The sequence below is a fragment of the Nesterenkonia sp. AN1 genome, from assembly GCF_000582475.1.
GTDB classification, from domain to species: Bacteria; Actinomycetota; Actinomycetes; order Actinomycetales; family Micrococcaceae; genus Nesterenkonia; species Nesterenkonia aurantiaca.
This window is the reverse complement of record NZ_JEMO01000025.1, coordinates 62,990-84,720: the sequence shown is the minus strand read 5'-3', so window position 1 is coordinate 84,720 and position 21,731 is coordinate 62,990. Positions and strand designations below refer to the sequence as shown.

At 65.2% G+C, this 21,731-nt stretch carries 21 protein-coding genes and 2 pseudogenes; 14 read left to right on the top strand and 9 right to left on the bottom strand.

Translation table 11 applies throughout. From position 1 onward, the window contains the following. Positions 1-208 precede the first annotated feature (208 nt). A pseudogene (locus BG28_RS16885) lies at positions 209-961 on the bottom strand (ABC transporter transmembrane domain-containing protein); the annotation flags it as partial. A 187-nt stretch (positions 962-1,148) separates the two neighbouring features. Between BG28_RS16885 and BG28_RS13170 the strand changes: the two are divergent. From BG28_RS13170 to BG28_RS13150, 5 genes are all read left to right on the top strand, one after another. Further along, positions 1,149-2,240 (top strand): iron ABC transporter permease, encoded by a 1,092-nt coding sequence (locus BG28_RS13170; protein WP_255342491.1) that lies wholly within the window; start codon positions 1,149-1,151, stop codon positions 2,238-2,240. Then, the gene (locus tag BG28_RS13165; protein ID WP_036477736.1) at positions 2,237-3,067 is read left to right on the top strand and encodes an ABC transporter ATP-binding protein; all 831 of its coding nucleotides are present in this window, start codon (positions 2,237-2,239) and stop codon (positions 3,065-3,067) included. Before BG28_RS13170 ends, BG28_RS13165 begins: the two co-directional genes overlap by 4 nt. Further along, positions 3,064-4,113 (top strand): ABC transporter substrate-binding protein, encoded by a 1,050-nt coding sequence (locus tag BG28_RS13160; protein WP_036477733.1) that lies wholly within the window; start codon positions 3,064-3,066, stop codon positions 4,111-4,113. The genes BG28_RS13165 and BG28_RS13160 overlap by 4 nt, the downstream gene beginning before the upstream one ends. Positions 4,114-4,585: 472 nt before the next feature. Next, the gene (locus tag BG28_RS13155; RefSeq protein ID WP_200869350.1) at positions 4,586-5,596 is read left to right on the top strand and encodes an iron-containing redox enzyme family protein; all 1,011 of its coding nucleotides are present in this window, start codon (positions 4,586-4,588) and stop codon (positions 5,594-5,596) included. Then, positions 5,593-5,805: a CDGSH iron-sulfur domain-containing protein gene (locus tag BG28_RS13150; protein WP_036477891.1), complete on the top strand. Its 213-nt coding sequence runs from the start codon at positions 5,593-5,595 to the stop codon at positions 5,803-5,805. The genes BG28_RS13155 and BG28_RS13150 overlap by 4 nt, the downstream gene beginning before the upstream one ends. Positions 5,806-5,816: 11 nt before the next feature. On the opposite strand, the gene BG28_RS13145 is transcribed toward BG28_RS13150, so the two are convergent. From BG28_RS13145 to BG28_RS16880, 3 genes are all read right to left on the bottom strand, one after another. Then, positions 5,817-6,431 carry a class I SAM-dependent methyltransferase gene (locus BG28_RS13145; RefSeq protein WP_235181118.1) on the bottom strand — a complete coding sequence of 205 codons (615 nt, stop codon included), beginning with the start codon at positions 6,429-6,431 and terminating at the stop codon, positions 5,817-5,819. A 44-nt stretch (positions 6,432-6,475) separates the two neighbouring features. Continuing rightward, on the bottom strand, positions 6,476-7,942 hold the full coding sequence (locus BG28_RS13140; protein WP_036477729.1) for a YdiU family protein: 1,467 nt from the start codon (positions 7,940-7,942) through the stop codon (positions 6,476-6,478). Between the two features lie 139 nt (positions 7,943-8,081). Continuing rightward, complete coding sequence (locus BG28_RS16880) at positions 8,082-8,483, bottom strand: RES domain-containing protein (RefSeq protein WP_051501463.1); 402 nt, start codon at positions 8,481-8,483, stop codon at positions 8,082-8,084. Positions 8,484-8,743: 260 nt separating this feature from the next. On the opposite strand from BG28_RS16880, the gene BG28_RS13130 reads away from it, so the two are divergent. Both BG28_RS13130 and BG28_RS13125 read left to right on the top strand, forming a co-directional pair. Continuing rightward, positions 8,744-9,586 carry an SDR family NAD(P)-dependent oxidoreductase gene (locus BG28_RS13130; protein WP_036477727.1) on the top strand — a complete coding sequence of 281 codons (843 nt, stop codon included), beginning with the start codon at positions 8,744-8,746 and terminating at the stop codon, positions 9,584-9,586. 289 nt (positions 9,587-9,875) lie between these two features. Next, positions 9,876-10,334: pseudogene (locus BG28_RS13125) on the top strand (transposase); the annotation flags it as partial. Positions 10,335-10,551: 217 nt separating this feature from the next. Here BG28_RS13125 and BG28_RS13120 read toward each other — a convergent pair. Beyond that, positions 10,552-10,854 (bottom strand): hypothetical protein, encoded by a 303-nt coding sequence (locus BG28_RS13120; RefSeq protein ID WP_036477724.1) that lies wholly within the window; start codon positions 10,852-10,854, stop codon positions 10,552-10,554. Positions 10,855-10,868: 14 nt separating this feature from the next. After that, positions 10,869-11,801, bottom strand: a complete 933-nt coding sequence (locus BG28_RS13115; RefSeq protein ID WP_036477722.1) for a sodium-dependent bicarbonate transport family permease — start codon at positions 11,799-11,801, stop codon at positions 10,869-10,871. A 123-nt stretch (positions 11,802-11,924) separates the two neighbouring features. Here BG28_RS13115 and BG28_RS15120 point away from each other — a divergent pair, with 123 nt between their 5' ends. Next, positions 11,925-12,206 (top strand): winged helix-turn-helix domain-containing protein, encoded by a 282-nt coding sequence (locus tag BG28_RS15120; protein WP_084479738.1) that lies wholly within the window; start codon positions 11,925-11,927, stop codon positions 12,204-12,206. A gap of 491 nt (positions 12,207-12,697) precedes the next feature. Beyond that, entirely contained in the window at positions 12,698-15,331 is a 2,634-nt protein-coding gene (gene clpB / locus BG28_RS13105; protein ID WP_036477717.1) for an ATP-dependent chaperone ClpB, read from the top strand. 55 nt (positions 15,332-15,386) lie between these two features. Here the strand turns inward: clpB and BG28_RS13100 are convergent, their stop codons facing one another. The 3 genes from BG28_RS13100 to BG28_RS13090 all read right to left on the bottom strand — a co-directional run bounded on the left by BG28_RS13100 (position 15,387) and on the right by BG28_RS13090 (position 18,016). After that, positions 15,387-15,962 (bottom strand): dihydrofolate reductase family protein, encoded by a 576-nt coding sequence (locus BG28_RS13100; RefSeq protein WP_036477715.1) that lies wholly within the window; start codon positions 15,960-15,962, stop codon positions 15,387-15,389. A 148-nt stretch (positions 15,963-16,110) separates the two neighbouring features. After that, the gene (locus BG28_RS13095) at positions 16,111-16,716 is read right to left on the bottom strand and encodes a methylated-DNA--[protein]-cysteine S-methyltransferase (protein WP_235181117.1); all 606 of its coding nucleotides are present in this window, start codon (positions 16,714-16,716) and stop codon (positions 16,111-16,113) included. Positions 16,717-16,795: 79 nt separating this feature from the next. Further along, on the bottom strand, positions 16,796-18,016 hold the full coding sequence (locus BG28_RS13090) for an NADP-dependent malic enzyme (protein ID WP_051501461.1): 1,221 nt from the start codon (positions 18,014-18,016) through the stop codon (positions 16,796-16,798). A 363-nt stretch (positions 18,017-18,379) separates the two neighbouring features. Here BG28_RS13090 and BG28_RS13085 point away from each other — a divergent pair, with 363 nt between their 5' ends. The 5 genes from BG28_RS13085 to BG28_RS13070 are packed head-to-tail and all read left to right on the top strand — an operon-like array spanning position 18,380 to position 21,730. Continuing rightward, entirely contained in the window at positions 18,380-18,583 is a 204-nt protein-coding gene (locus tag BG28_RS13085; protein ID WP_036477710.1) for a DUF3073 domain-containing protein, read from the top strand. A gap of 3 nt (positions 18,584-18,586) precedes the next feature. After that, positions 18,587-19,546: a Sir2 family NAD-dependent protein deacetylase gene (locus tag BG28_RS13080; protein ID WP_036477708.1), complete on the top strand. Its 960-nt coding sequence runs from the start codon at positions 18,587-18,589 to the stop codon at positions 19,544-19,546. Positions 19,547-19,579: 33 nt separating this feature from the next. Further along, positions 19,580-19,783 carry a hypothetical protein gene (locus BG28_RS16875; protein ID WP_369797260.1) on the top strand — a complete coding sequence of 68 codons (204 nt, stop codon included), beginning with the start codon at positions 19,580-19,582 and terminating at the stop codon, positions 19,781-19,783. Continuing rightward, positions 19,780-21,117, top strand: a complete 1,338-nt coding sequence (locus BG28_RS13075; protein ID WP_369797259.1) for an MFS transporter — start codon at positions 19,780-19,782, stop codon at positions 21,115-21,117. Before BG28_RS16875 ends, BG28_RS13075 begins: the two co-directional genes overlap by 4 nt. A gap of 16 nt (positions 21,118-21,133) precedes the next feature. Next, the gene (locus BG28_RS13070; protein ID WP_036477705.1) at positions 21,134-21,730 is read left to right on the top strand and encodes a TetR/AcrR family transcriptional regulator; all 597 of its coding nucleotides are present in this window, start codon (positions 21,134-21,136) and stop codon (positions 21,728-21,730) included. The last annotated feature ends 1 nt before the right edge of the window (position 21,731 follow it).

Genomic DNA, 21,731 nt, shown 5'->3' with positions numbered 1-21,731 from the left:
GGGCATGTTCTTCGGATCCGTTGAAGGCGCCCAGCCGAATGAGTTCGGGCACGGCTGTCAGGCCCATGAAGCCGGCGTGCCAGTGCCGGGAGAGATCGCGGATCGGACGAAACGCCTCAGAAGCCAGGAGGAGGACCAGATACGTCTCCAGTGCTGGAGGCTGTCCGGTGGTTGCGTGGAGGGCCGCTGTGGTTCCGGCCGCGACTACTCCGGCCTGAATGGCGAAGTCCGTCACGCCGGTTTCTGCCAGAGATACTCTCATCACCCGTTCTGTCGCGGAACGGAGCGCTTCTGATCGGTCGTGGAGACGATGCCGAGTCTCTGGCACGGCACCAAGGACGCGAAGGGTGGCCATGCCGCGCAGGGATTCCAGGAGGTCTGCGCTCAGATCCTCGTAGGAATCCCAATGGTTGAGTCCCCGCCGGGCTGCGACCTTCTTCCACAGCAATGGTCCCGTGAGCGCCAGTACAACCGCGAGTCCTACCCATACCCCAGCCCACGGGTTCAGGATTGCCACGGTGATCACGACCAGTGGGCAGGCGAGGACCACTTGGGCGGTGGCCGGGATGTACTTCGACACGTAGGCGTCGGTGCCATCGATCCCATCTCCGAGGCTGGCTCTGATGGCACCGTCTCGGGCAGTGGTGTCATGGAGGCGCGGGGCCACGAGGGCAGCGGGGATCGCTTGTTCTCGGAGGCGACGCCGGACGAGTCCTCCGAGTCTGGCCGCGGAAGAGGCTTGCACAAGAGACAGCAGCAGGCGGAGCACAGCGATTCCGAGAATCATGCCGAGTGCGAGCCACACCTCGTCGGTCTGCCCGCTGATCACACTTGCGAGGGTCCAGGCGATGGCGAGGGCTTGAGCCGCGTGTGTCGCGAACACCAGGACGAGCCAGATGATGCTCCAGGCAAGAGGAGCGGGGAACTTCGCGGCCTCGCGCCAGAGTTCAGGGACGATCATCATGAGCTGGCACTCACTGTAGAGTAATTGCTAACGAGAAGCATTTGCAATACGGTAGCCGAGTGCTTCTTCGCTTCCCAACTCGTGTGGCCTGTGGCTCCCTTGAGGCGTCTCTTGGACCTTGCACTCTGTGAAGACTTCCCTGAGTCTCAAGTTCATCCGGAGTCGCAACGGAGCTCGATCCGATGTGCCCTTGGAAGACCAAAATCCCGACGCGAATCGACCACCTCGGCGAGGTCAGCTGGCGACGAGAATCCTCGTCCCGACCCTCTCCGTCCTCCTGGTTGCAGTCGTGGTGGTCTCCACCAGTGTCGGAACAATCCCCGTAGCCCCCCTCGAAGCGATGAAGATCATCGTGGGGCACATGGTTCCAGGTATGCCCTGGATGAGCGATGGGACCCTGACCCCCTTGCAGGACAGCGCCGTGTGGCAGTTCCGGCTGCCACGGATCCTCTTAGCTGCCCTGACTGGTGCCGCCCTGGCCCTGGCGGGGGCACTGCTGCAAGCCGTAGTGCACAACTCCCTGGCGGAGCCCTACATTCTGGGAGTCTCCGCGGGGGCAGGAGTTGGGGCGGTGTCGTTCATCGTCCTCGGCGTCGGTGTCAGCTCCTTAGGCATCGGGGCCTCAGCCTTCGTGGGGGCGCTCATCGCGACAGCAGCCGTATACCTGTTGGCGCGGAAGAACGGCCGGATCGCTCCGCAGCGCCTGATCCTGGCCGGGGTCGCGCTGGGGTCGCTGTTCAGCGCCATCACGAGTTATCTGACGATCTCCACCGACGCCCAGAACGTCTTCAGCATCATGTTCTTCCTTCTGGGATCCGTCTCGGCCGCCACGATGCAGAGTCTCGCCCTGCCTGTCGTGGCCCTGGTCGGAGTAGGGATCTTCACGGCGTTGCGCGCCCGGGCGCTGAACGCGTTGCTCGTCGGGGATGACGCGGCCAGCTCCTTGGGCATCAACGTCAACAGGCTCCGCACCACAGTGCTCATCGCAGCGGCCCTGCTCACCGGCGCCGTCGTCGCGGTATCGGGCGGCATCGGATTTGTCGGGCTGATCATTCCTCACATCGCACGCATCATCGTGGGCTCGGACCACCGCAGGATGCTCCCCGTGGCAGTCCTCTCCGGGGCCGTGTTCCTCACCACCTGTGACCTGCTGGCCCGGACACTGGCAGCTCCGTCAGAAATCCCACTGGGAGTGCTCACCGCCCTGGTCGGCGCACCCTTCTTCCTCTGGCTGCTGCGCCGCGACCGTGCCGACAGCGTTGGGGGCGGACGATGAAGATCACGGTTGAGCACCTCGACGCCCACCGCGGCGGGCGCAGGGTCATCAAGGACGTCTGCCTGGAAGTTCCCACTGGCGCGGTCCTTGGCCTGATCGGCCCCAATGGCAGCGGAAAATCCACGCTGCTGCGTGCCCTCTGCGGCATCGACACCCCCTCCGGGGGCACCGTCCGTTACGACGGCATTCCGATCGCCAGTCTTGGCCGGCGGCAGCTGGCCCAACGGGTGGCCTTCATGACCCAGGAGCACAACGAAGAGTTCGACATGCCCGTTTTGGAACTCGTGCTTCTGGGTCGCATCCCTCACGGCAAGGGCTTCGGACGGGACTCGGATGCCGATATCGCCCACGCGCAGCGGGCCTTGGATCAGGTTGGAGCGCGGCATCTAGCCCAGCGGTCGTTCTCGGCCCTCTCCGGGGGAGAGCGACAACGGGTCCTATTCGCCCGGGCCTTGACGCAGGACACTCCGGTGTTGGTGCTGGATGAACCCACGAATCACCTGGACATCGCGCACCAGCTTGAGCTCCTCGATCTCATCCGCGCCACAAACCGGACGGTGATGATCGCTCTCCACGACCTCAATCTCGCCGCCCGCAGCTGCGACGAGATCGCGGTTCTGGCAGACGGATCGCTGGTCAGTCACGGTTCTCCCGAGGACGTGCTCGGCACTGAGCTCATCCGCCGTGTCTTCACCGTGGAGTCCACCGCCGTGACCCACCCCGCGACGGGTCAGCCTCACTTCCTCTTCGACGTCCGCACACCGCGAGATGAACCCCAGCAGAGCAACGCTCTGACCACCACTCCGAAAGGACTCTCCACACCATGAACACCGTCCCCGCCACCGCTTCACGATCACCACGGTCCAGGGCTCTCACCGCCTCCGCCGCGCTGGCGGCGCTGCTGCCGCTGACCCTCGCCGGGTGTGGGGGAGGCGTCTCCTCAGACGGCGCTGAGACCTCTGAGACCACGGCGGCCGATGAGACCGTCGCCGTCGAGAACTGCGGACGAGAGCTGTCCTTCGACGCCGCGCCCACCAGTGTGGTCGGGATGATGCCCTCCCAGACCGAGCTCCTTCTGCGTCTCGGAGTCACTGCAGAGTCGCTCGTGGGGCAAGCCCAGACCGAGACCTCACCACTGCCCGAGGATGTTGCCGACCAAGCCAGTGATATCCCGGTGCTCAGCACAGACATGCCACCCGCCCGAGAGGATCTGCTGGCGACCAGCCCGGACTTCGTCGTCTCGCCGACTGAATATGAGTTCACCGCAGAGCAAGGCTTCGCGAGTCTCGACCAGTTGGCCGATAACGGTGCACAGGCTTACGTCGCGACCGGAGGTTGTGCTGATCGGCGCAACACCGCAGAGGTCACCGACGTCATGACCGACATCACCAACCTGGGCGAGATCATGGGTGTCCCGCAGGAGGCCGCGGCACTGAACGACGACGCCGAGGCTCGTCTGGCTGCCGTCGAGGACGCGATCGCGGAGCAGGACCGGCTGTCGGTCGCACAGGTCTACGTCGAAGGCAACTCCTTGGGCGCCATCGGGGCGGGGGTTGAGGCAGACATCATTCTCCAAGCCGGAGGGGAGAACGTCTTCGATCCCGACGCCCCCGAATTTGAAGCGTTCTTCGCCACCGAGGTCAACCCCGAAGAGATCATCGAACGAGACCCGGAAGCGATCGTCTTCGGCACTTCGGGGCCCGAGAATGAGGAACAGACCCGGGAGTACCTGACCACTACATTCCCCGGTACCCCCGCGGTGGAGAATGATCGGCTGATCGCGGTAGACCAAAGTGATCTCTACCCGGGAACGCTGGGCAACATCGATGCCGTGGAGACCATCGCCGTCGAGCTCTACCCCGAGGCGTTCTAGGAGGTCCCGGTCGCGACGCTGGCCGCCTCGATCACGGGGTGCTTGTTGCCGTCGATCGAGGCGGTCTTCTTCTGCGGTGACGGGCCCCGCGGATCTTGTCACAGGGGTCAGGCGCTGACATGGGAGTGACATTTCGCTGAGACGTGGTCTGTCTCACGAACTTGTCACAATCCTCAGAAGAAGTCGTTCCTGAGGGTCTACATCAACGGATTCGCAACCTTCTGCCTCGACCGCAGCTGATTGGTCGTGCCGGACGCGACCGCCGATAGCAGCAGTCAAAGTGCTCTGACTGTCTTCCATAGAAGCAATACAGTGCACTGATCGGGATCGTGTGCAACGGAGGAGCTTCGATTCCGATGAGGCCTCTTGAATGTGAAGTAAATGCCCGGCGTCGTCATGATTCTCCTATGGTTTGAGTCTCTCTGGAAGTAGGGTTCAGTGCATGGTTCACTCGTGATCATGGGATGAGGATTTGGATGCGAAGCTCTACCTGCCGATCTTTTGTTGCCTGGCCGATGTCACCCGCAAGGGGAGCGAGCCCATGTTGAGTCCGCAGGGTCGAGGCGCCCTGAGTGAAGCGGTCCTGGAGTCGATGCGTTCGGGGAAGACGTCTCACCTGGTTGACGCGCCAGAACCGGATGGTGCCGAGGATGCTCAGCTAGCGCTGTGGGTCCTCTACGAGCAGCATTACCGAGGCTTCGAGGACGTCTCGGGGGAACTGGAGTGGGATCCGCACCTCATCAGCGTCCGACGTGGCCTCGAGCAAGACTTTGAGCGGACCCTGCGCGCCCGAATGCCCGAGGTGCCGAGAGAGGGTGACTTCGCTGAGACGTTCTTCGCGTTCGTGGCTGAGCACGACGGCCCGTCGCTGGCGACTCACGTGCAACGGAAGGCGACCGAGGATCAAGTGCGCGAGCTGCTGCGGCACCGTTCGATCTACCATCTGAAGGAGTCGGATCACACCACATGGGTGATTCCGCGGCTGTCTGATCGGGTCAAGGCCGCCGTCATGGAGCTGCAGTTCGATGAATACGGCGATGGTGACCCGAATCGTCTCCACGCCCACCTGTTTCGCCGCGGCCTGGCGGACAGCGGCCTGGATTCTGGTTACGGGGCATACATCGACGAGGCGCCGCTGGAGGTCCTCGAGGAGAACAACGCGATGTCCCTGTTCGGCCTCAACCGTCGGCTGCGTGCCGCGTCCCTAGGCTTCCTGGCAGCGTTCGAAGCCACCAGTTCCGGCCCGTCGCGCCGGATGGCAGGCGGTCTGGAGCGGCTTGGCTTCCCTGCGTCCATGATCGGGTACTACACCGAACATGTGGAGGCTGACGCGGTGCATGAGCAGCTGGCTGTGCGCACGATCTGCGGAGCCCTCCTGGAGGAGGAGCCGGAGCTGCACGATGACGTCTATCTCGGCGCCTGGACCTCGCTGGACCTAGAAGACCGCTACGCCGCGAGGATGCTGAAGCAGTGGGCGGCATGAGCGAGAATCCCGAACCTGGCCGCCCGGATGTGATCTTCTGTCCCAATGGACCGATGCTGCTGCGAGGTGATCATGTGGTTCGGGACGAGGACGGCGACGATCACCGGACAACGCGTCCGGTCAGCGCCGTCTGCCGGTGCGGCGGATCGAAGATCAAGCCCTGGTGTGATGGCACGCACAAGGCCATGCGCAAGCCTTCACGTGACTGAGCAGGCTGGTATCAGCGGGTGATCCGCACCAGCACGCCACGTTCGTAGACGCGGGTCTCGACCACTCGCACGGAGCCTGACAGAGACTCTGCGGCATAGGTCGCGATCGTCTCCGACTGTGCGGTGTTCCCGAGCTGGAGCAGCCCGGAACCGCCTGCGGAGAGATGGCGGTCGATGAGATCGACACAGGTGCGCGCGAGGTCGAGGCCGTCGTCCCCGCCGTCAATGGCGAGGATCGGGTCCTCGGGGAACATTGAGGTGTCCGCTGAACGAACCCACGGTGGATCAGCCACGATCAGACTGAACCGCTCTTCCGGAGTCAGGGCTGTGTCAATCCCGTTGAGCCGAAACTCGACCCTGGACTCCAGGCCGTTCGCAGCGGCGTTCTCCTGGGCGAACTGTTCTGCGACCGGGTTGACGTCGACCATGACGAGGTGGCGGTTCGAGCTGAGCACGGAACCGAGCCCGATGTGCCCGACGCCGGCGCAGAGCTCCAGAACCGGGCCGGGCGGTGCGTCGAGCAGCAACTCAGCGGCCCACCCAGACTGGGCCTCGGTCCAGGGCCTAGGTTCCAGCACTCGGTCATCGAACGAGATGGCGAGGCCGCGGAAGGTCAGGTGTCTCATGATCTCCATTGTCTCCCAATCGGGTCCTGGTCAGTGTCGGATCCTCAGGTTCCACAGAAGGTTCGGTAGGGACCGAAGCTCGCCGGTGGCGGGGACGCATAGCGAGAGTAGCCTTCGCGCTCGCGGTAGGGATCCGTCACGACCTCCAGCAGCTGGTGGAAAGGTGAGAAGTTGCCGTCGGTTGCCGCGTCGAGGGCTTCCTCGACCAGGTGGTTTCGCGGGATGTAGACAGGGTTGACCCTGGCCATCTGATCAGCATCCGGGGAGAGCTCGCGCCAGCCCTCCAGCCAGGCATCGAGCGCCTCGAGATTGAGGGCCTGCTCTCGAACAGGTTGTACGTCACCGGAGGTAGCGTGGTTGAGTGCCCGGAAGAACGAGGTGTAGTCGAGCGACTGCTCCTTCAACAGGGTCATGACGTCATTGATCACCGGTGAGCTGACCTCATCATCCAGGTCCTGCGGCAGCCCGAGCTTGGATTTCATGCCGTGCGACCAGGCAGCACTGTACTCATCGCGGAAGCCGCCCAGGGCTTCCTGTGCCAGGGCAATGGCTTGATCGTCGTCGTCGTCGAACAGGGACAGCAGGGTCTCGGCGAAACGGGCGAGGTTCCATTCAGCGATCGCCGGCTGGTTCCGGTAGGCGTAGCGGCCGTTCTGGTCGATGGAGCTGTACACCGCGGCGGGGTCAAAGGCGTCCATGAATGCGCAGGGGCCGTAGTCGATGGATTCCCCGGAGATCGTCATGTTGTCGGTGTTCATCACGCCGTGGACGAATCCGACCAGCATCCATTGGGCCATCAGTTCGGCCTGGGCCGAGACCACCGATGCGAACAGTGCGAGATAGGGGTTCTCAGCGTTCGTCGCCTCAGGGGCATGCCGGGCGATCGCATGGTCGGCCAGACGGCGGACCAGTTCGGTGCCACCGGCGGCTCGGGCGTACTGGAAACTGCCTACGCGCAGGTGGCTCTCAGCCACCCGGGTGAGAACCGCACCGGGCAGCGGTCTCTCGCGCTGCACGAGGTCACCGGTGGTGAGGACCGCTAGCGCCCGAGTGGTAGGAATTCCCAGGGCGTGCATCGCCTCGCTGATGACGTATTCGCGCAGCATCGGACCCAGCGCAGCCTGACCGTCGGCGCCGCCGCGCGCGAAGGGGGTCCGTCCCGATCCTTTGAGGTGGATATCGCGCAGCTGGCCACCGCTGTCGGTGAGCTCGCCCAACAACAGGGCCCGTCCGTCGCCCAGACGCGGGGAGTAGGAACCGAACTGGTGGCCAGCGTATCCCTGGGCTACTGGCGTAGCGCCGCGGGGCACTCGGTTGCCGACCAGCAGACGGACACCATCTGGGCTCTGCAGGTCTGCGGGGTCGAGCCCCAGGTGATGAGCCAACGGCTCGTTGAGCACGATCATGCGCGGAGCGGTGGCGTCTTGAGCCGACCAAGGGATCGACAGCTCCGGGAGCTCCTGCGCGAAGCGGCGATCCAGTGGGATCTCGAATTCTGCTGGGGTACTCATCGGGCGAAACCTCGCGCCTTCCGCATCAGCGAACAGGTCTTCTCAGGACACTATTACTATCCCAGATCGACAAGCCGAGTCGTTCGAATCGTTGCGGTGCAAGGCACTGACGCTGATTCAGCAGCACAGCTGAGGGACCTCAGCGGGGGAGGACGGACGGGGTGCCCGGTCGATTCGATGTGAAGAGGGTCAGGTGCCAGAGTCCTGGTCGCTTTCGAGAGGGGTCGATCAGCCCCTGTGCTCGGCGCTCGAGCAGCGTCTCTCGGACTCTCCAGGAGACCGGTGTCCTGCCTGCTGCCACATCGTCTTGCCAGGGCGCCGCCGCGGCGTCGACATCGACGCCGATCGAGGCCATCGTCGCTCTGTCCCGGAGGTCCGCGATGTGTGAGGCCGCAACCTCGAAGGAGAGCACCTTCCGATCAGGCGACGCGGAATTGGTATGGGCGAGCATCGCGACCGCAACACCCTCTCGCGACGAGCTGAGGTAGAGGGTGGCTGTCTCTCTCGAGGCTTTGCGCCTTCCATCCGAAGTACACAGCACTCCTGCTGTGTCGGAGCGGTCTGGATGGTGAGTGTGAGATCACTGTGCTGTGCGTCGTCTCGGCCAGAGTGCGCGACGAGCCTCGTGCAGCCATCATCGGGCTGCGCGCCGTCGCCGGACAACGAAAAATCGGCCATCCGTTGCTGACATCATCATGTTGAGGATCGCCGTCTCCTCAGCGGTGTTCCGCGCTTTCCCCACCTGACTCACCACACGGTGCTGCCAGCGCCATCAAAGGTTCGTCCACAAGGAGACATCACATGACCGGAAAGACCATCGTCCTCACAGGTGCCAGTGACGGGATCGGAGCAGCTGCGGCCCGCCAGCTCGTCGCTGACGGGCACACGGTCGCCCTTGTGGGGCGCTCGAAACAGAAGACTGAAGCTTTGGCTCATGAGCTCAACGCCGACTTCTTTGTCGCGGACTTCATCAGGTTCTCCGAGGTCAGGGCACTCGCGGAGCGTCTGAAGGACAGCTACCCCCGGATAGACGTTCTGATCAACAACGCCGGGGGCATCTTCGGGGACCGGTCCCGCACGGTCGATGGGTTCGAAAAGACGCTGCAGGTGAACCACCTCGCACCGTTCCTGCTCACCAACCTCCTGATGGAGACTCTGACGGCGAGCAATGCCTCCATCATCAACACCTCAAGTGTGGCAGCGCGCGTCTTCGGGAAGATTAACCTCGATGACCTCAACAATGAGCGGAAGTACTCCGCGAACAAGGCCTACGGGGACGCGAAGCTGGCCAACATCCTCTTCACCAAGGAACTCGACCGGAGGTTCTCCGACCAGGGAATCTCTGCAGTCACCTTCCATCCCGGAAATGTCCAGACGAGCTTCGCCTCAGACACCACCAGCGTGATGCGCTTCATCTACCAGACGCCGCTTGGCCGTCTGGCCGGTCTCATCAGCCCGGAACAGAGCGCGGTCCACCTCGTATGGCTCGCCGATGGCGCCCCGGGCCGAGAGTGGGTCTCGGGTGAGTACTACGAGAAGCAGAAGATCGCCAAGACCAACCCTCAGGCCGCAGACGGGCAGCTGGCAGTTGGACTGTGGGACAAGAGCGCTGAACTTGTGGGGATCTCCACGACTGCGCTATAGCTCCTGGTCGGGCAGCAATTTCGTCTTGAACCGCATGTGAGTCTTGAGGGGTCTGCTGACGGTGCGGTTGACTTCCTGACTACTAAGAAAGCAGAGATGATAGTCCCATGCTGGCGCGTATCGGAACCTCGCGAACGTCGAGTACGCAACTGCAGGCTGGGTCGACTGGGATAACAACCGGCAACTCCACGGGACTCTTGGGATGCTCACCCCGATAGAGTTCGAGAAGCTCCACAATCAGGCCCTGACCCGCGAGCCCGAACCCGCAAAGTAGCGGCATCGAACCTGGGCCGGTTCATTACGACACATTTACACCGCGCCGACGGTGGAAGCGGCGTTGGCGGCCCGCGAGGACTTCGCGGCCGGCCAGTGGGGTCAGAAATACCCTGCCGCGGTGAGGGTTTGGGAGAACGCGTGGGAGCGCTTCATCCCCTTCCTAGCCTTCCCACCGGCCATCCGGCGGGTCATCTACACCACCAACGCGATCGAGTCGCTGAACTACCAACTGCGCAAAATCATCAAGAACCGCGGCCATTTCCCCAACGACCAGGCCGCCGTGAAACTGCTCTGGCTCTCGATCTGCAACATCGAAGACAAACGAGCCAGGGAACGCCGTAAAAGCCGGAAAACCAACAAGGAGTCCACCGGCACCCACCTCGTCGAAGGCGCCTCCACCGCCGGCTGGAACCAAGCCCTCGGCCACCTCGCCATCACCTACCCCGAACGCCTCGACTACTACCTCAACTAAAAAATGGCCCGCTCACTTACACAAACAACTTGACAGGCCCTTCGATGAGACGCGGTCCGTGTCACTAACTTGCCGTAACCCTCGGGGGGTCGCACGAAGCACGCGCTTCACGGGCAGCGGTTCGTCGGCACCAATACCTAATCGTCATCGATCGCTCTCATTCGGCGGTGTCTCGCACCGGTGCGCAATCAGACTTGTGCAGCGCCGTCGCCTCGAGTCAGAACTTCTCAGGCCGCAAGACCTCGACCTCGCTGAGGTAAAGGATCATCGCGTAGTTCCTGTAGTAGTGCTCTCGCAGATGTGTGGCCAGTGTCCGAGCGGTGTCGGCGTCGCAGACGACCTCGATCCTGATATTCGCACTGGCTTCCCACCCGGCGTCGCGCACGCCATGGTCCCCTTTTCCGCGCGCGTCGGTGATGGTGTATCCATGTGCGCCGAGACTTTCAATCTCACGTACCAGCGTCCCCTCAAGGGCAGCTTCGGTGACGACGGTCAGTAATTTTCGCTTATGCGGATTCACGGGTCATCTCCTTGTCAACCATGCATCAGGGTGGCCATGGCGTGATAGATGGGTATGCCAAGCAGGACGTTGAAGGGGAAAGTGATTCCTAGTGCAGCCGCCAAGGACAGTGTGGGGTTGGCCTCCGGGACCGAGATCCGCATCGCTGCCGGCACCGCGATGTATGAAGCACTGGCTGCCAATGTTGCCAGAATCACCGTGCCTCCGATGGAGAGCCCCAGCAGATAGGCGGTGATGGTTCCCACGACGGCGGAGAACAACGGCATGGCGACTCCGAAGCCCACCAGGAAGAGTCCGTAACGGCGCAAGCCCGTCAGCTGAGTGGCGGTGATGATGCCCATCTCCAGCAGGAACAGGGCCAGTATGCCCTTGAATAGATCCACGAAGAGCGGTTCAAGTGGAGTCACTCCCTCTGGGCCGGCCGCCCATCCAATGAGTAGCCCACCCAGCAGGAGCACGATTCCTTTGCCGAGGAACACCTCGTGCAGCACGGAACCCCACTTCGTGGAACGGGAGACGCCCCGCGCCAGGATGATGCCGACGAGGATCGCAGGCACCTCCATGAGGACCAGCAGCAGGGGCATGTGCTCTTCAAAAGGCACCTGGCGACTGCCAAGGTAGGCCACAGCCACGGCATAGGTGCCCACACTGACTGACCCGTAGTGTGCGGCGATAGATGCCGCATCCGCCCGCTGCAGGCGGCCCAACTTTCGTAGGACTGGAAAAGCGATCAGTGCCAGGAAAAAGCCCAGTGTCACGACTGCCACCATCTGGGGCAGCAACTGGCCCAGTGGCTGTTTGGCCAGCTCGATGCCGCCCTTGAGCCCGATAGCCAACAGCAGGACAATCGTGACGAGTTCATAGACTGCGGCTGGTAGGCGGAGCTCCGATCGCAACAGTCCAGCAGTGATGCCCAGCACGAAGAAGAGGATGACAGGATCAAGCACGCCGGGGGGTCCTTCCAGGAGCGTCCAACACAACGGGGCTTTGACAGGGAAACCCAACCAGGGACATAGAATACACGACTTTAGTGTCGTGTATTGAATGTCGCGTATGCGTTAGGCTGGAGCATGCCCGAATGGACTTTTCTCAGCAATCACGCTCACGTCTTGATATGCGTGGCGCGAGACCCTGAGTTGCTGGTCCGAGAGATCGCCCAGAAGGTGGGGATCACCGAACGCGCGGCGCAACGGATCCTGGCAGAACTTATTGGTGCGGGGTACCTGGACAGGGAGCGTGATGGCCGCCGCAATCGGTATCGGGTGCATCCTGAACTGCCCCTGCGGCATCCGCTAGAGCGCCATCATCGAGTCGGGGAGCTGCTTACTGCTTTGAACGACGACGGCGAGTAGGTCTAGGACGAAGCGTCCCAGGTTCACCGCCGCTCTTGTGCGGGCCGGGGCGCACTGACATCGGCTGCGTAACGAGCTCGTTCGCGCTCCGGGCTGAGATTTCCCACGGCCCCTGGCGGCGGCGTTTGTTCCACCAATGAACCCAACCAGCAGGGGTGAGATCAACGTCTGCTCGCTGCCGGTAGGTGCCTTCGCGAAAGGCGTGGGTGTCAACGCACTCGGTCTTTGACGGCCCCATGAAGGACTCCGTGAGGTTGTTGTCATAGGCGTTGTCGACGGTCCCGATCGAGGGGCTACTGCCCTCGATGTCCTGAGGTTCGGTGAAGCGCATGGAGGTGTAGGGAGATCCTGCATCCCAGTGATGGGTCTGCCGCACGAACAGGTGACATCTCCAGGAATACTTCCCACCTCGTCAAAGTTGAGTAGGATGGACTCAAGTTTATATGGCGCTGTCGCACAACCGGCGCCACTACGCAGTGGGAGGAGCAGACGTGGACGTCAAACTCACGACCAAATCGCAGGAGGTCGTCTCCGCGGCCGCAATGAACGCCAACACCGCGAGCAACCCGCAGGTGGAACCGGCACACATCCTCAAGGCGCTCATGGATCAGCGCGAATCCATGGCCGTGGCGCTGCTGAAGGCGGCCGGTGCTGATCCCGATGCCGTGAGCACCCGGGCCTCCGCGATCATCAAGTCGCTGCCGGCCACCAGCGGGGACTCCGTGGCCGCTCCGCAGTTCTCGCCCGCCGGACTCAGCGTGATCAAGGCCGCCCAGGCCCAGGCAGAGGACTATGGGGACGACTTCGTCTCCACCGAGCACCTGCTGATCGGAGCCGCCACCGATCACGGTCCGGTGGGCAAGGCACTCGCCGATGCCGGGGCCACCCTGCAGGCGCTCAAGGCCGAGCTGCCCGGGCTGCGCGGGGACCGCAAGGTCACCACTCCGGATCCGGAGAACACCTTTCAGGCGCTGGAGAAGTACGGCACCGACATGACCGAGATCGCGCGCTCGGGCAAGCTGGACCCGGTCATCGGGCGCGATTCCGAGATTCGCCGCGTTGTCCAGGTGCTCTCCCGCCGGACCAAGAACAACCCGGTTCTGATCGGTGAGCCCGGGGTCGGCAAGACCGCCGTCGTCGAGGGCCTGGCTCAGCGCATGGTGGCCGGTGACGTCCCCGAGTCACTCCGGGAGAAGACGCTGATCTCGCTGGACCTTGGCGCGATGATCGCCGGTGCGAAGTACCGCGGCGAGTTCGAGGAGCGGCTGAAGGCCGTGCTCGAAGAGATCAAGGCCGCCGAAGGCCGGATTGTCACGTTCATCGACGAGATCCACACCGTGGTCGGCGCCGGCGCCTCACAGGGCTCCATGGACGCTTCCAACATGCTCAAGCCGATGCTTGCCCGCGGGGAGCTGCGCCTGATCGGCGCCACCACGCTAAACGAGTACCGCGAGAACATTGAGGCCGACGCCGCCCTGGAGCGCCGCTTCCAGCAGGTCTACGTCGGCGAGCCCTCGGTGCCCGACGCGATCGCGATCCTGCGCGGGATCAAGGAGCGCTACGAGGCTCATCACAAGGTGGGCATCGCTGATAACGCCCTCGTCGCCGCCGTCACGCTCTCCGACCGCTACATCAGCGGCCGCCAGCTGCCCGACAAGGCCATCGACCTCATCGATGAGGCCGCCTCGCGGCTGCGCATGGAGATCGACTCCGCCCCGGTGGAGATCGACGAGCTGCGCCGCGTGGTGGACCGGCTGACCATGGAGGAGCTCGCGCTGCAGAACGAGACCGACGCCGGCTCCGCCGAGCGCCTGATCACCCTGCGCGAGGACCTGGCCGACCGCAAGGAGGAGCTTGCCGAGCTCACCGCCCGCTGGGAGGCCGAGAAGGGCGAGCTCAACCGTGCCGGTGAACTGCGCGTCAAGCTCGATGAGCTGAAGTCAGCCGCCGAGCGCTCCCAGCGCGACGGCGATCTGGCCGAGGCCTCCCGGCTGCTCTACGGCGAGATCCCGCAGGTGGAGAAGGACCTGGCCGCCGCCGAGGAGGAGGACGCCTCCACCCCGGCTCCGGAGAAGAAGATGGTGGCCGACGAGGTCGACGCCGACGGCATCGCCGGGGTGATCTCGGCCTGGACCGGGATCCCCGCCGGGCGGCTGCTCCAAGGCGAGACCGCGAAGCTGCTCCAGATGGAGGAGCTCATCGGTTCCCGGCTGATCGGGCAGACCAAGGCGGTAGGCGCCGTCTCCGATGCGGTCCGCCGCGCCCGCACCGGCGTCTCCGACCCGGACCGGCCCACCGGATCCTTCCTCTTCCTGGGCCCCACAGGCGTGGGCAAGACCGAACTGGCCAAGGCGCTCGCGGAGTTCCTCTTCGACGACGAGCGCTCCATGATCCGGATCGACATGTCGGAGTACTCCGAGAAGCACTCGGTGGCTCGCCTGGTCGGCGCGCCCCCAGGCTACGTGGGCTACGACCAGGGCGGTCAGCTCACCGAGGCGGTCCGGCGTCGTCCCTATTCGGTGGTGCTGCTCGACGAGGTGGAGAAGGCCCACCCGGAGGTCTTCGACATCCTGCTCCAGGTCCTCGACGACGGCCGGCTCACCGACGGCCAGGGCCGCACCGTGGATTTCCGCAACACGGTGCTGATCCTGACCTCCAACATGGGGTCGCAGTTCCTGGTGGACCAGACTCTCGAGGCGAAGGTCAAGCAGCAGCGGGTGATGGACATCGTCCATGCCTCGTTCAAGCCGGAGTTCCTCAACCGGCTCGACGACATCGTGATGTTCGATCCGCTGAGCATGGACCAGCTCGCCGGAATAGTGGAGCTGCAGATCGGACTGCTCCAGGAGCGGATGACCGCGCGCCGGCTGACCCTGGAGGTCACCGAAGCGGCGCGCGACTGGCTGGCGTTCACCGGTTATGACCCCGCCTACGGCGCCCGGCCGCTGCGCCGCCTGGTCCAGCGTGAGATCGGCGATCAGCTGGCCCGCGCGCTGCTCTCCGGTGAGGTCGAGGACGGTGACACCGTCCTGGTGGACCGTGAGGAGCTGACGCTGGAGGGTGAGTCCGCGCATGGCCTGACCGTGACCAAGAAGCCGAAGTCCCCCCTTCTCTTGGGCGAATGAGTTCACCGGTCGGTACGTCACCGCGGAGAACTCAACCAGCCAGGAGGAGGGGGCGTCAGCGCCGGACGTCGTAGACCGCTTTGATGACTCCGTTGGCGTAGTGGGCAGATTCGCGCAGGGCCAGCTTCGTCGCGTCGTGGTCTTCCGCCGTGAAGAGCCGCTTCCCGGTGCCGAGCAGCACCGGGAAGATCAACAGGTTATATCTGTCGATCAGGCCCGCGTCCATCAGGCTCCGGGCCAGCTCGGCGCTGCCGTGGATGAAGATCGCGCCGCCGTCGCCCTGCTTCAGCGCAGTGATGTCCTCGGTCGAGCGCAACAGGGTGATGGGTCCCCAATTCTGGACCAGGGCGCCCTCCTGCAGGCTCGTCGAGACCACATACTTCGGCAGTTCCTTGTAGTCCGCGTGGTCCTCCGACTCGGCCCAGATCGGGGCGAAGGCCTCGTAGCTGCGTCGGCCGAACATCAGCGCCGTGGTCTCTTGAAGTTCCTCGCCCTTGAGCGCGAACGCCTCCGGGAGGAACTCCGTGTTGAGCACCCAGCCGCCGCTGCGGTGCCCCTCGCTGCTGCCGCCGGGGGAGTCCACGACCCCGTCGAGCGTCATGAACCCGGTCCACACCAATTCCCTGGCCACGCGTCCTCCTCCGCCGAAAAGGCCGAGTCTGCATCAGTGATCCACGGGCTGTCACGTCTCGAGGGCCAGGGCCCCACGCCTGTCCTCCAGGTCAGTTGAGTTCACTGGTCGACACGTAGCCGCCGGAGAACTCAAACAGCCAATAGGGTCAGCGGGTGAGGTGGAGGCCTTCGCGGGCCAGCAGGGCGCGCTTGGTCTCGACGCCGCCGAAGCCGTAGCCGCCGAGGCCGCCGTCGGCGCGGATCACGCGGTGACAGGGCACCGCGAAGGCGACCAGGTTGTTCGCACACGCGCTGGCCGCGGCGCGGTGTGCCAGCGGCCGGCCGGCCATCTGGGCGAGTTCCGCGTAGGAGACCGTCTCGCCGGCGGGGACCTCACGCATCGCCGCCCAGACCTCCTGGCGATAGGCCGAACCGGGCTGCACCACGGGCAGCTCATCCAGCGCAGTATGGTCGCCCGCGGCATAGGACGCCACGGCGTCCGGGACCCTGCCGCGGCCCGCGGGAAGCGGTTTCATCTCGCGGGCCGCGGTGGTGGGGGCCAGCGCCTCGAGCTGGTCCATCAGCTGCTCCAAGACCCGCCCGATGGCGGCGACCTCCGGCTCGTCACCGGCGGCCTGGGCCAAGGACGCAGCCCGGACCGTGTCATCTTCGGGGGAGTAGATCACCACGATGGCGCCGAGTCCGTCGAGGGAGGCGGAGCACCAGCGCAGCTCAGGCAGGTGGTACTCCGGCATAGGCGCTGCATCAGTCATAGATCGAATTCTCCACCGCCCGCCGACTGAGGTCCACCTGGCTGCGCCCGGGACGGCCGCCAGGCCCGGGCATCCGCGACTAAGCCGGCGCCGCCGCTTGAACCTCCGGCGCCGCCGCTGGAACCTCGGCCGCCGCGGCGTCCATCACTGCTCGAGCCACGGCCGGTGCCACGCGCTCATCCAGCGGAGAGGGCACGATGTACTCCGGGCTGAGCTCGTCGCCCACGATGTCCGCCAGCGCCGTCGCCGCCGCGATCTTCATCTGCTGGGTGATCCTTCGCGCACCGGCATCCAGCGCACCGCGGAAGATCCCCGGGAAGGCCAACACGTTGTTGATCTGGTTGGGGAAGTCCGAGCGGCCGGTGGCGACCACGGCGGCGTGGCGCTGGGCGACCTCGGGGAGCACTTCAGGATCCGGGTTGGAGAGCGCGAAGACGATCGCACCGTCATTCATCCGCGCCAGCTCCTCCTCGGGGACCTTGGAGGAGGAGACGCCGATGAACACGTCGGCCCCCGCCAGCGCCTCGGCGAGCCCACCGCTGACCTGGCTCCGGTTGGTGCGCTTGGCATAGTGCGCCTTGATCTCGCTGAGCCCCTCGCGGCCTTCATGGATCACCCCGCGGGAGTCGGTCAGAATCACCTCGCCCACTCCGGCGCCGAGCAGGATCTCAGTCACCGCGATCCCCGCGGCCCCGGCCCCGGCGATCACCACCCGCATCGATGCGAACTCGCGCTGCGTGACGCGTGCGGCGTTGGTCAGGGCGGCCAGGACCACGACGGCGGTGCCGTGCTGGTCATCATGCATCACCGGACAGTCCAAGGCCTCGATCAGGCGAGCTTCCAGCTCAAAGCAGCGCGGGGCCGCCACATCCTCGAGATTCACCGCCCCGAAGCTGTGGCGCAGCGCCACCATGGTCGCCACGATCTCGTCCACATCGTGGGTGTTGATCACCAGGGGGATCGAGTTGAGGCCACCGAAGGTCTTGAACAGCGCAGACTTGCCCTCCATCACCGGCAGCGCCGCGGCCGGGCCGATATCGCCCAGCCCGAGGACGGCGGTGCCGTCGGAGAGCACCACGACGAGGCGGTCTGCCCAGGTGTGTGTGGCCCGCATCCGAGGCGACTCGTGGATGGCGCGGGAGACCTGCGCCACGCCCGGGGTGTATGCGATGGAGAGTGCGCGCGTGGAATCCAGCGGCATGGTGGTCTCGACGCTGAGCTTGCCACCCTCGTGGGCAGCGAAGATCTCGTCGGTGGTGGGAGCCGTGGGCGCCGTTGCCCTGCGGTCGGTGATGGACATGGAGGTGTCTCCTGGAAGAAGTGTGATGGGGCTGCACGTGCAGGGTCGGCCCACAGCGGCCACATCCACGGTTCACCGCGGGGGCCAGGGGGTCAGCTGAGGGCGCATCTTCTGCCGCGCCACCGAGATCGTCGGACGGCGTTGTCGCAGCGGTCGGTACTTTCTTTGGACCGTGCGGAACAGAGTACGTCATCTTGGCGTTGAACGGTGTGATCGTGCTCGCTCAGCGAAGACATCGGGCGACGTCGCAGCGCCAGTCATGTTAACCTAGGGATCACGAACTACTTCATATACAGCTAATCCCGCGATAGCCTCTGCCCGGCATCGTCAATGGGACACGAGAAGACAGAGGGGGTCTCGCTTATGGGGCGTGGCCGTCAGAAGGCGAAAGCTACGAAGCAGGCTCGGGAGATCAAGTACTACACTCCGGACACCGACCTGACTGCGCTCGAGAGAGAGCTCGCCAAAACCCGTGGTGACCGGGAGTCGTCCAGCCGACCAGCTCGGCCGGAGCCCGAAGAGCGCAGCAGCGGCTTTGACCCGTACGAGGACAAGTACGGGCGCTGACCCGTGGAAGAGTCCACTCCCACGGCCTTCACCAAGCCCGTCGAGAACGCCCATAAGGCGGCGCTGCGCTCGATAGCCCGGGTCGTGAAGGACACCGCCGAGCCGCAGTCCGAGGAGATCGCCCGCGAGGGCATCCGGCGGATGCTTCAGAGCGGGGACGTGCTGTGCGTCACCGGGGCCGGCGTCTCCACCGACTCCGGGATCCCCGACTACCGCGGCCCTCAGGGCTCGCTGCATCGGCACCGGCCGATGACCTACCAGGAGTTCCAGCACGACGCCGCCTCGCGCCGTCGCTACTGGGCCCGCGGCTTCGTCGGGTGGCGCCAGATGCACCAGGCGGAGCCCAACCATGCCCACCGGCTGCTCGCCGACTGGCAGTCCGAAGGACTGCTCAGCGGATTGATCACGCAGAACGTGGATGGGCTGCACCGCGCCGCCGGCGCCGACCCGGTGATCCACCTGCATGGCGACATGGACTCCGTGATCTGCCTGAGGTGTGACAACCGTGAGGCGCGCTCCTCCCTGGACACCCGGCTCCAGGAGGCGAACCCCGGATACGCCGAGGCTGCCTTCGCCGCCGCGGAGAACGTGAACCCCGACGGCGACGTCACTCTGGACCAGTCCTGGGTGGAGCGGTTCCACATGGTCACCTGTCTGGTCTGTGGCTCCGAGAAGCTCAAGCCCGACGTCGTCTACTTCGGCGAATCGGTGCCCGCCGAGCGCAAGGCCGCGGTCGAGGGCCTCGTCGCCGCCTCCTCGGCGCTGCTGGTGGTGGGCAGCTCGATGGCGGTGATGAGTGGATTCAAGATTGCGCTGACCATGCACCAGTCGGGTCGGCCGATCGGTGTGATCAACGGCGGTCCCTCCCGCGCGGACACCAAAGCGGACTGGCGCTGGCGGACTCGGATCGCCCCGGCGCTGCAGACGCTGGACGCTCTGCTAGGTGAGGAAGCTCACCAGTAACTATACCGGACGTATAGTATAGTTACTCGGGTGATGACCCTTCCGACTGTGCACGCCGATACCCGCCCTGCCCTGAGCGCGTGGCAGCGCTGGACCATGCTCGCCATCGTGTCCTCGGCGCTGTTCCTGATCGCGCTGGACAATACGATCCTCTACACCGCCCTGCCCACGCTGACCGCCGAGCTCGCGCCTCCTCCTCGCAGCAGCTCTGGATCATCAACGCCTACCCGCTGGTGATCGCCGGGCTGCTGCCCGGCTCCGGGGCGCTGGGGGACCGGTTCGGGCATAAGCGGATCTTCCAGATCGGCTTGGGGATCTTCGGGGTGGCCTCGATCCTGGCCGCCTTCTCCGGCAGCTCGGAGATGCTCATCGCCTCCCGCGCGCTGCTCGCCGTGGGTGCCGCCGCGATGATGCCCGCCACGCTCGCGCTGATCCGACTGACCTTCTCCGTGGAGCGGGAGCGCAATATGGCCATCGCCGTCTGGGCTGCCGTGGCCACCGTGGGCATGGCGCTGGGTCCGATCGTCTCCGGGGTGCTCCTGGAGTTCTTCTGGTGGGGCTCGGTCTTCCTGGTCAACGTGCCCATCGTCGCCGCCGCGCTGGTGCTGATGCTTGTGGTCGGCCCCGTGAACATCGCCAACCCCGGACGTCACTGGGACTGGCTCTCCTCGGCCCAGGTGATGCTCGGCCTCACCGCCGCGGTGCTGGCCATCAAGACCATCGCCGAGACCCCGGTGGACTGGCTGCGCTTCGTGGCCTCAACCGTGGTCGCCGTCGTCATGCTCACCGTCTTCGCCCGCCGTCAGATGCGGCTCAACCGCACCTCCGAGCCTCTGGTGGACTTCACGATCTTCCGCAACCGCGGGTTCAGCGGCGGCGTGATCGCCGCAGGAGCCAGCATCTTCGCCATCGTCGGAGTTCAGCTGGGCACCACCCAGCGCTTCCAGCTGGTCGAGGGCTTCTCCCCGCTGGAGGCCGGACTGATCGTGTCCGCGCTGGCGCTGGGCTCGCTGCCCTTCGCGCTCTTCGGCGGCGCGATCCTGCACCGCGTCGGCCTGCTCACGCTGATCGGCGGCGGCATGGTCCTGGCCGCGATGGGCGCGCTGGTCTCGATCTACGCCGTGCTGGATGACTCGCTGGTGCTGCTGGTGATCAGCTTCGCCGTGCTCGGCGCCGGTCTGGGCGCCTCGATGTCAGTGGCCTCCACCGCGATCATGGGCAACGTCCCCCCGCGTCGGGCCGGCATGGCGGCATCCATCGAGGAGGTCGCCTACGAGTTCGGCGGACTCGTCGGCGTGGCCACCCTGGGCAGCCTGCTGACCCTTGTCTACACCCGGGTGCTGGTGCTTCCCGCCGGTTCCGAGGAATACGCCGGCCAGGCCCCGGCCGCGGTGCTCGAATCCGGGGACGCCCCCGCGATGGCAGCCGCCGCGGAGGCCTTCGACGTCGCCTACCTGGGCGTGCTGATCGGGGTGGCCGTGGTGATGGTGCTTGCCGCCGTCGCCTCCTCCTGGATGCTGCGCCGCTACACCCCGGGCACCGAATCCCAGGCCTACCCCGAGAACCACTGAGCGGAGATCCAACCCTGTGCGACCCTCCAAACGTCACGAGATCCTCGACGCCGCCACCCGGGTGGTCCAGCGCGAGGGCGTGACCACGCTGACCTACGAATCCGTGGCCGCCGAGGCCGGGATGACCAAGGGCGGGCTGCTCTACCACTTCCCCTCCAGGGAGGAGCTGCTGCTCGGGCTGCACCGGCATGTGGCGCAGAACTGGGAGCTCGCGCTGGAGGCCCAGGCCGGGGGCACCGCGCAGGAGCTCAGCCGGGACGAGCGCTTCCGGGCCTTCGTGCGGCTCTCGCAGAACCCCGAGCGCGCGGAGCTGCTGCTGATGCTCGAGGCCTCCGAGGACCCGGTGGCCAACGCCGCCTGGGATGAGATCTTCGCCCGGTGGGCGCCGCAGCCCCCTGAGGTCCCCGAGCCTGCCGTCACCGGAGACACCGAGAAGGCCGACGACGACGCCGCGGAGTCCGCCGCGGTACAGCGCTTCATCGCGCGGCTCGCCGCCGACGGGCTGTGGTTCTACGAGGCGCTCTCCACCGAGCGGCTGGATCCCCGCCTGCGCGAGCGGGTCACCGAGGAGATCATCGCGCTGGCGCAGAGCGCGCAGGTGCCGGCAGAGTAGT

Excerpts from the sequence above, each read along its gene's own strand:
- BG28_RS13150 (WP_036477891.1), top strand. The coding sequence starts at position 5,593 with ATGAGCGAGAATCCCGAACCTGGCCGCCCGGATGTGATCTTCTGTCCC.
- BG28_RS13085 (WP_036477710.1), top strand. The coding sequence starts at position 18,380 with ATGGGGCGTGGCCGTCAGAAGGCGAAAGCTACGAAGCAGGCTCGGGAG.
- BG28_RS16875 (WP_369797260.1), top strand. The coding sequence starts at position 19,580 with ATGACCCTTCCGACTGTGCACGCCGATACCCGCCCTGCCCTGAGCGCG.
- BG28_RS13090 (WP_051501461.1), bottom strand. The coding sequence starts at position 18,016 with ATGTCCATCACCGACCGCAGGGCAACGGCGCCCACGGCTCCCACCACC.
- BG28_RS13140 (WP_036477729.1), bottom strand. The coding sequence starts at position 7,942 with ATGAGTACCCCAGCAGAATTCGAGATCCCACTGGATCGCCGCTTCGCG.
- BG28_RS13095 (WP_235181117.1), bottom strand. The coding sequence starts at position 16,716 with ATGACTGATGCAGCGCCTATGCCGGAGTACCACCTGCCTGAGCTGCGC.
- BG28_RS13165 (WP_036477736.1), top strand. The coding sequence starts at position 2,237 with ATGAAGATCACGGTTGAGCACCTCGACGCCCACCGCGGCGGGCGCAGG.
- BG28_RS15120 (WP_084479738.1), top strand. The coding sequence starts at position 11,925 with ATGCCCGAATGGACTTTTCTCAGCAATCACGCTCACGTCTTGATATGC.
- BG28_RS13160 (WP_036477733.1), top strand. The coding sequence starts at position 3,064 with ATGAACACCGTCCCCGCCACCGCTTCACGATCACCACGGTCCAGGGCT.
- BG28_RS13145 (WP_235181118.1), bottom strand. The coding sequence starts at position 6,431 with ATGAGACACCTGACCTTCCGCGGCCTCGCCATCTCGTTCGATGACCGA.
- BG28_RS13130 (WP_036477727.1), top strand. The coding sequence starts at position 8,744 with ATGACCGGAAAGACCATCGTCCTCACAGGTGCCAGTGACGGGATCGGA.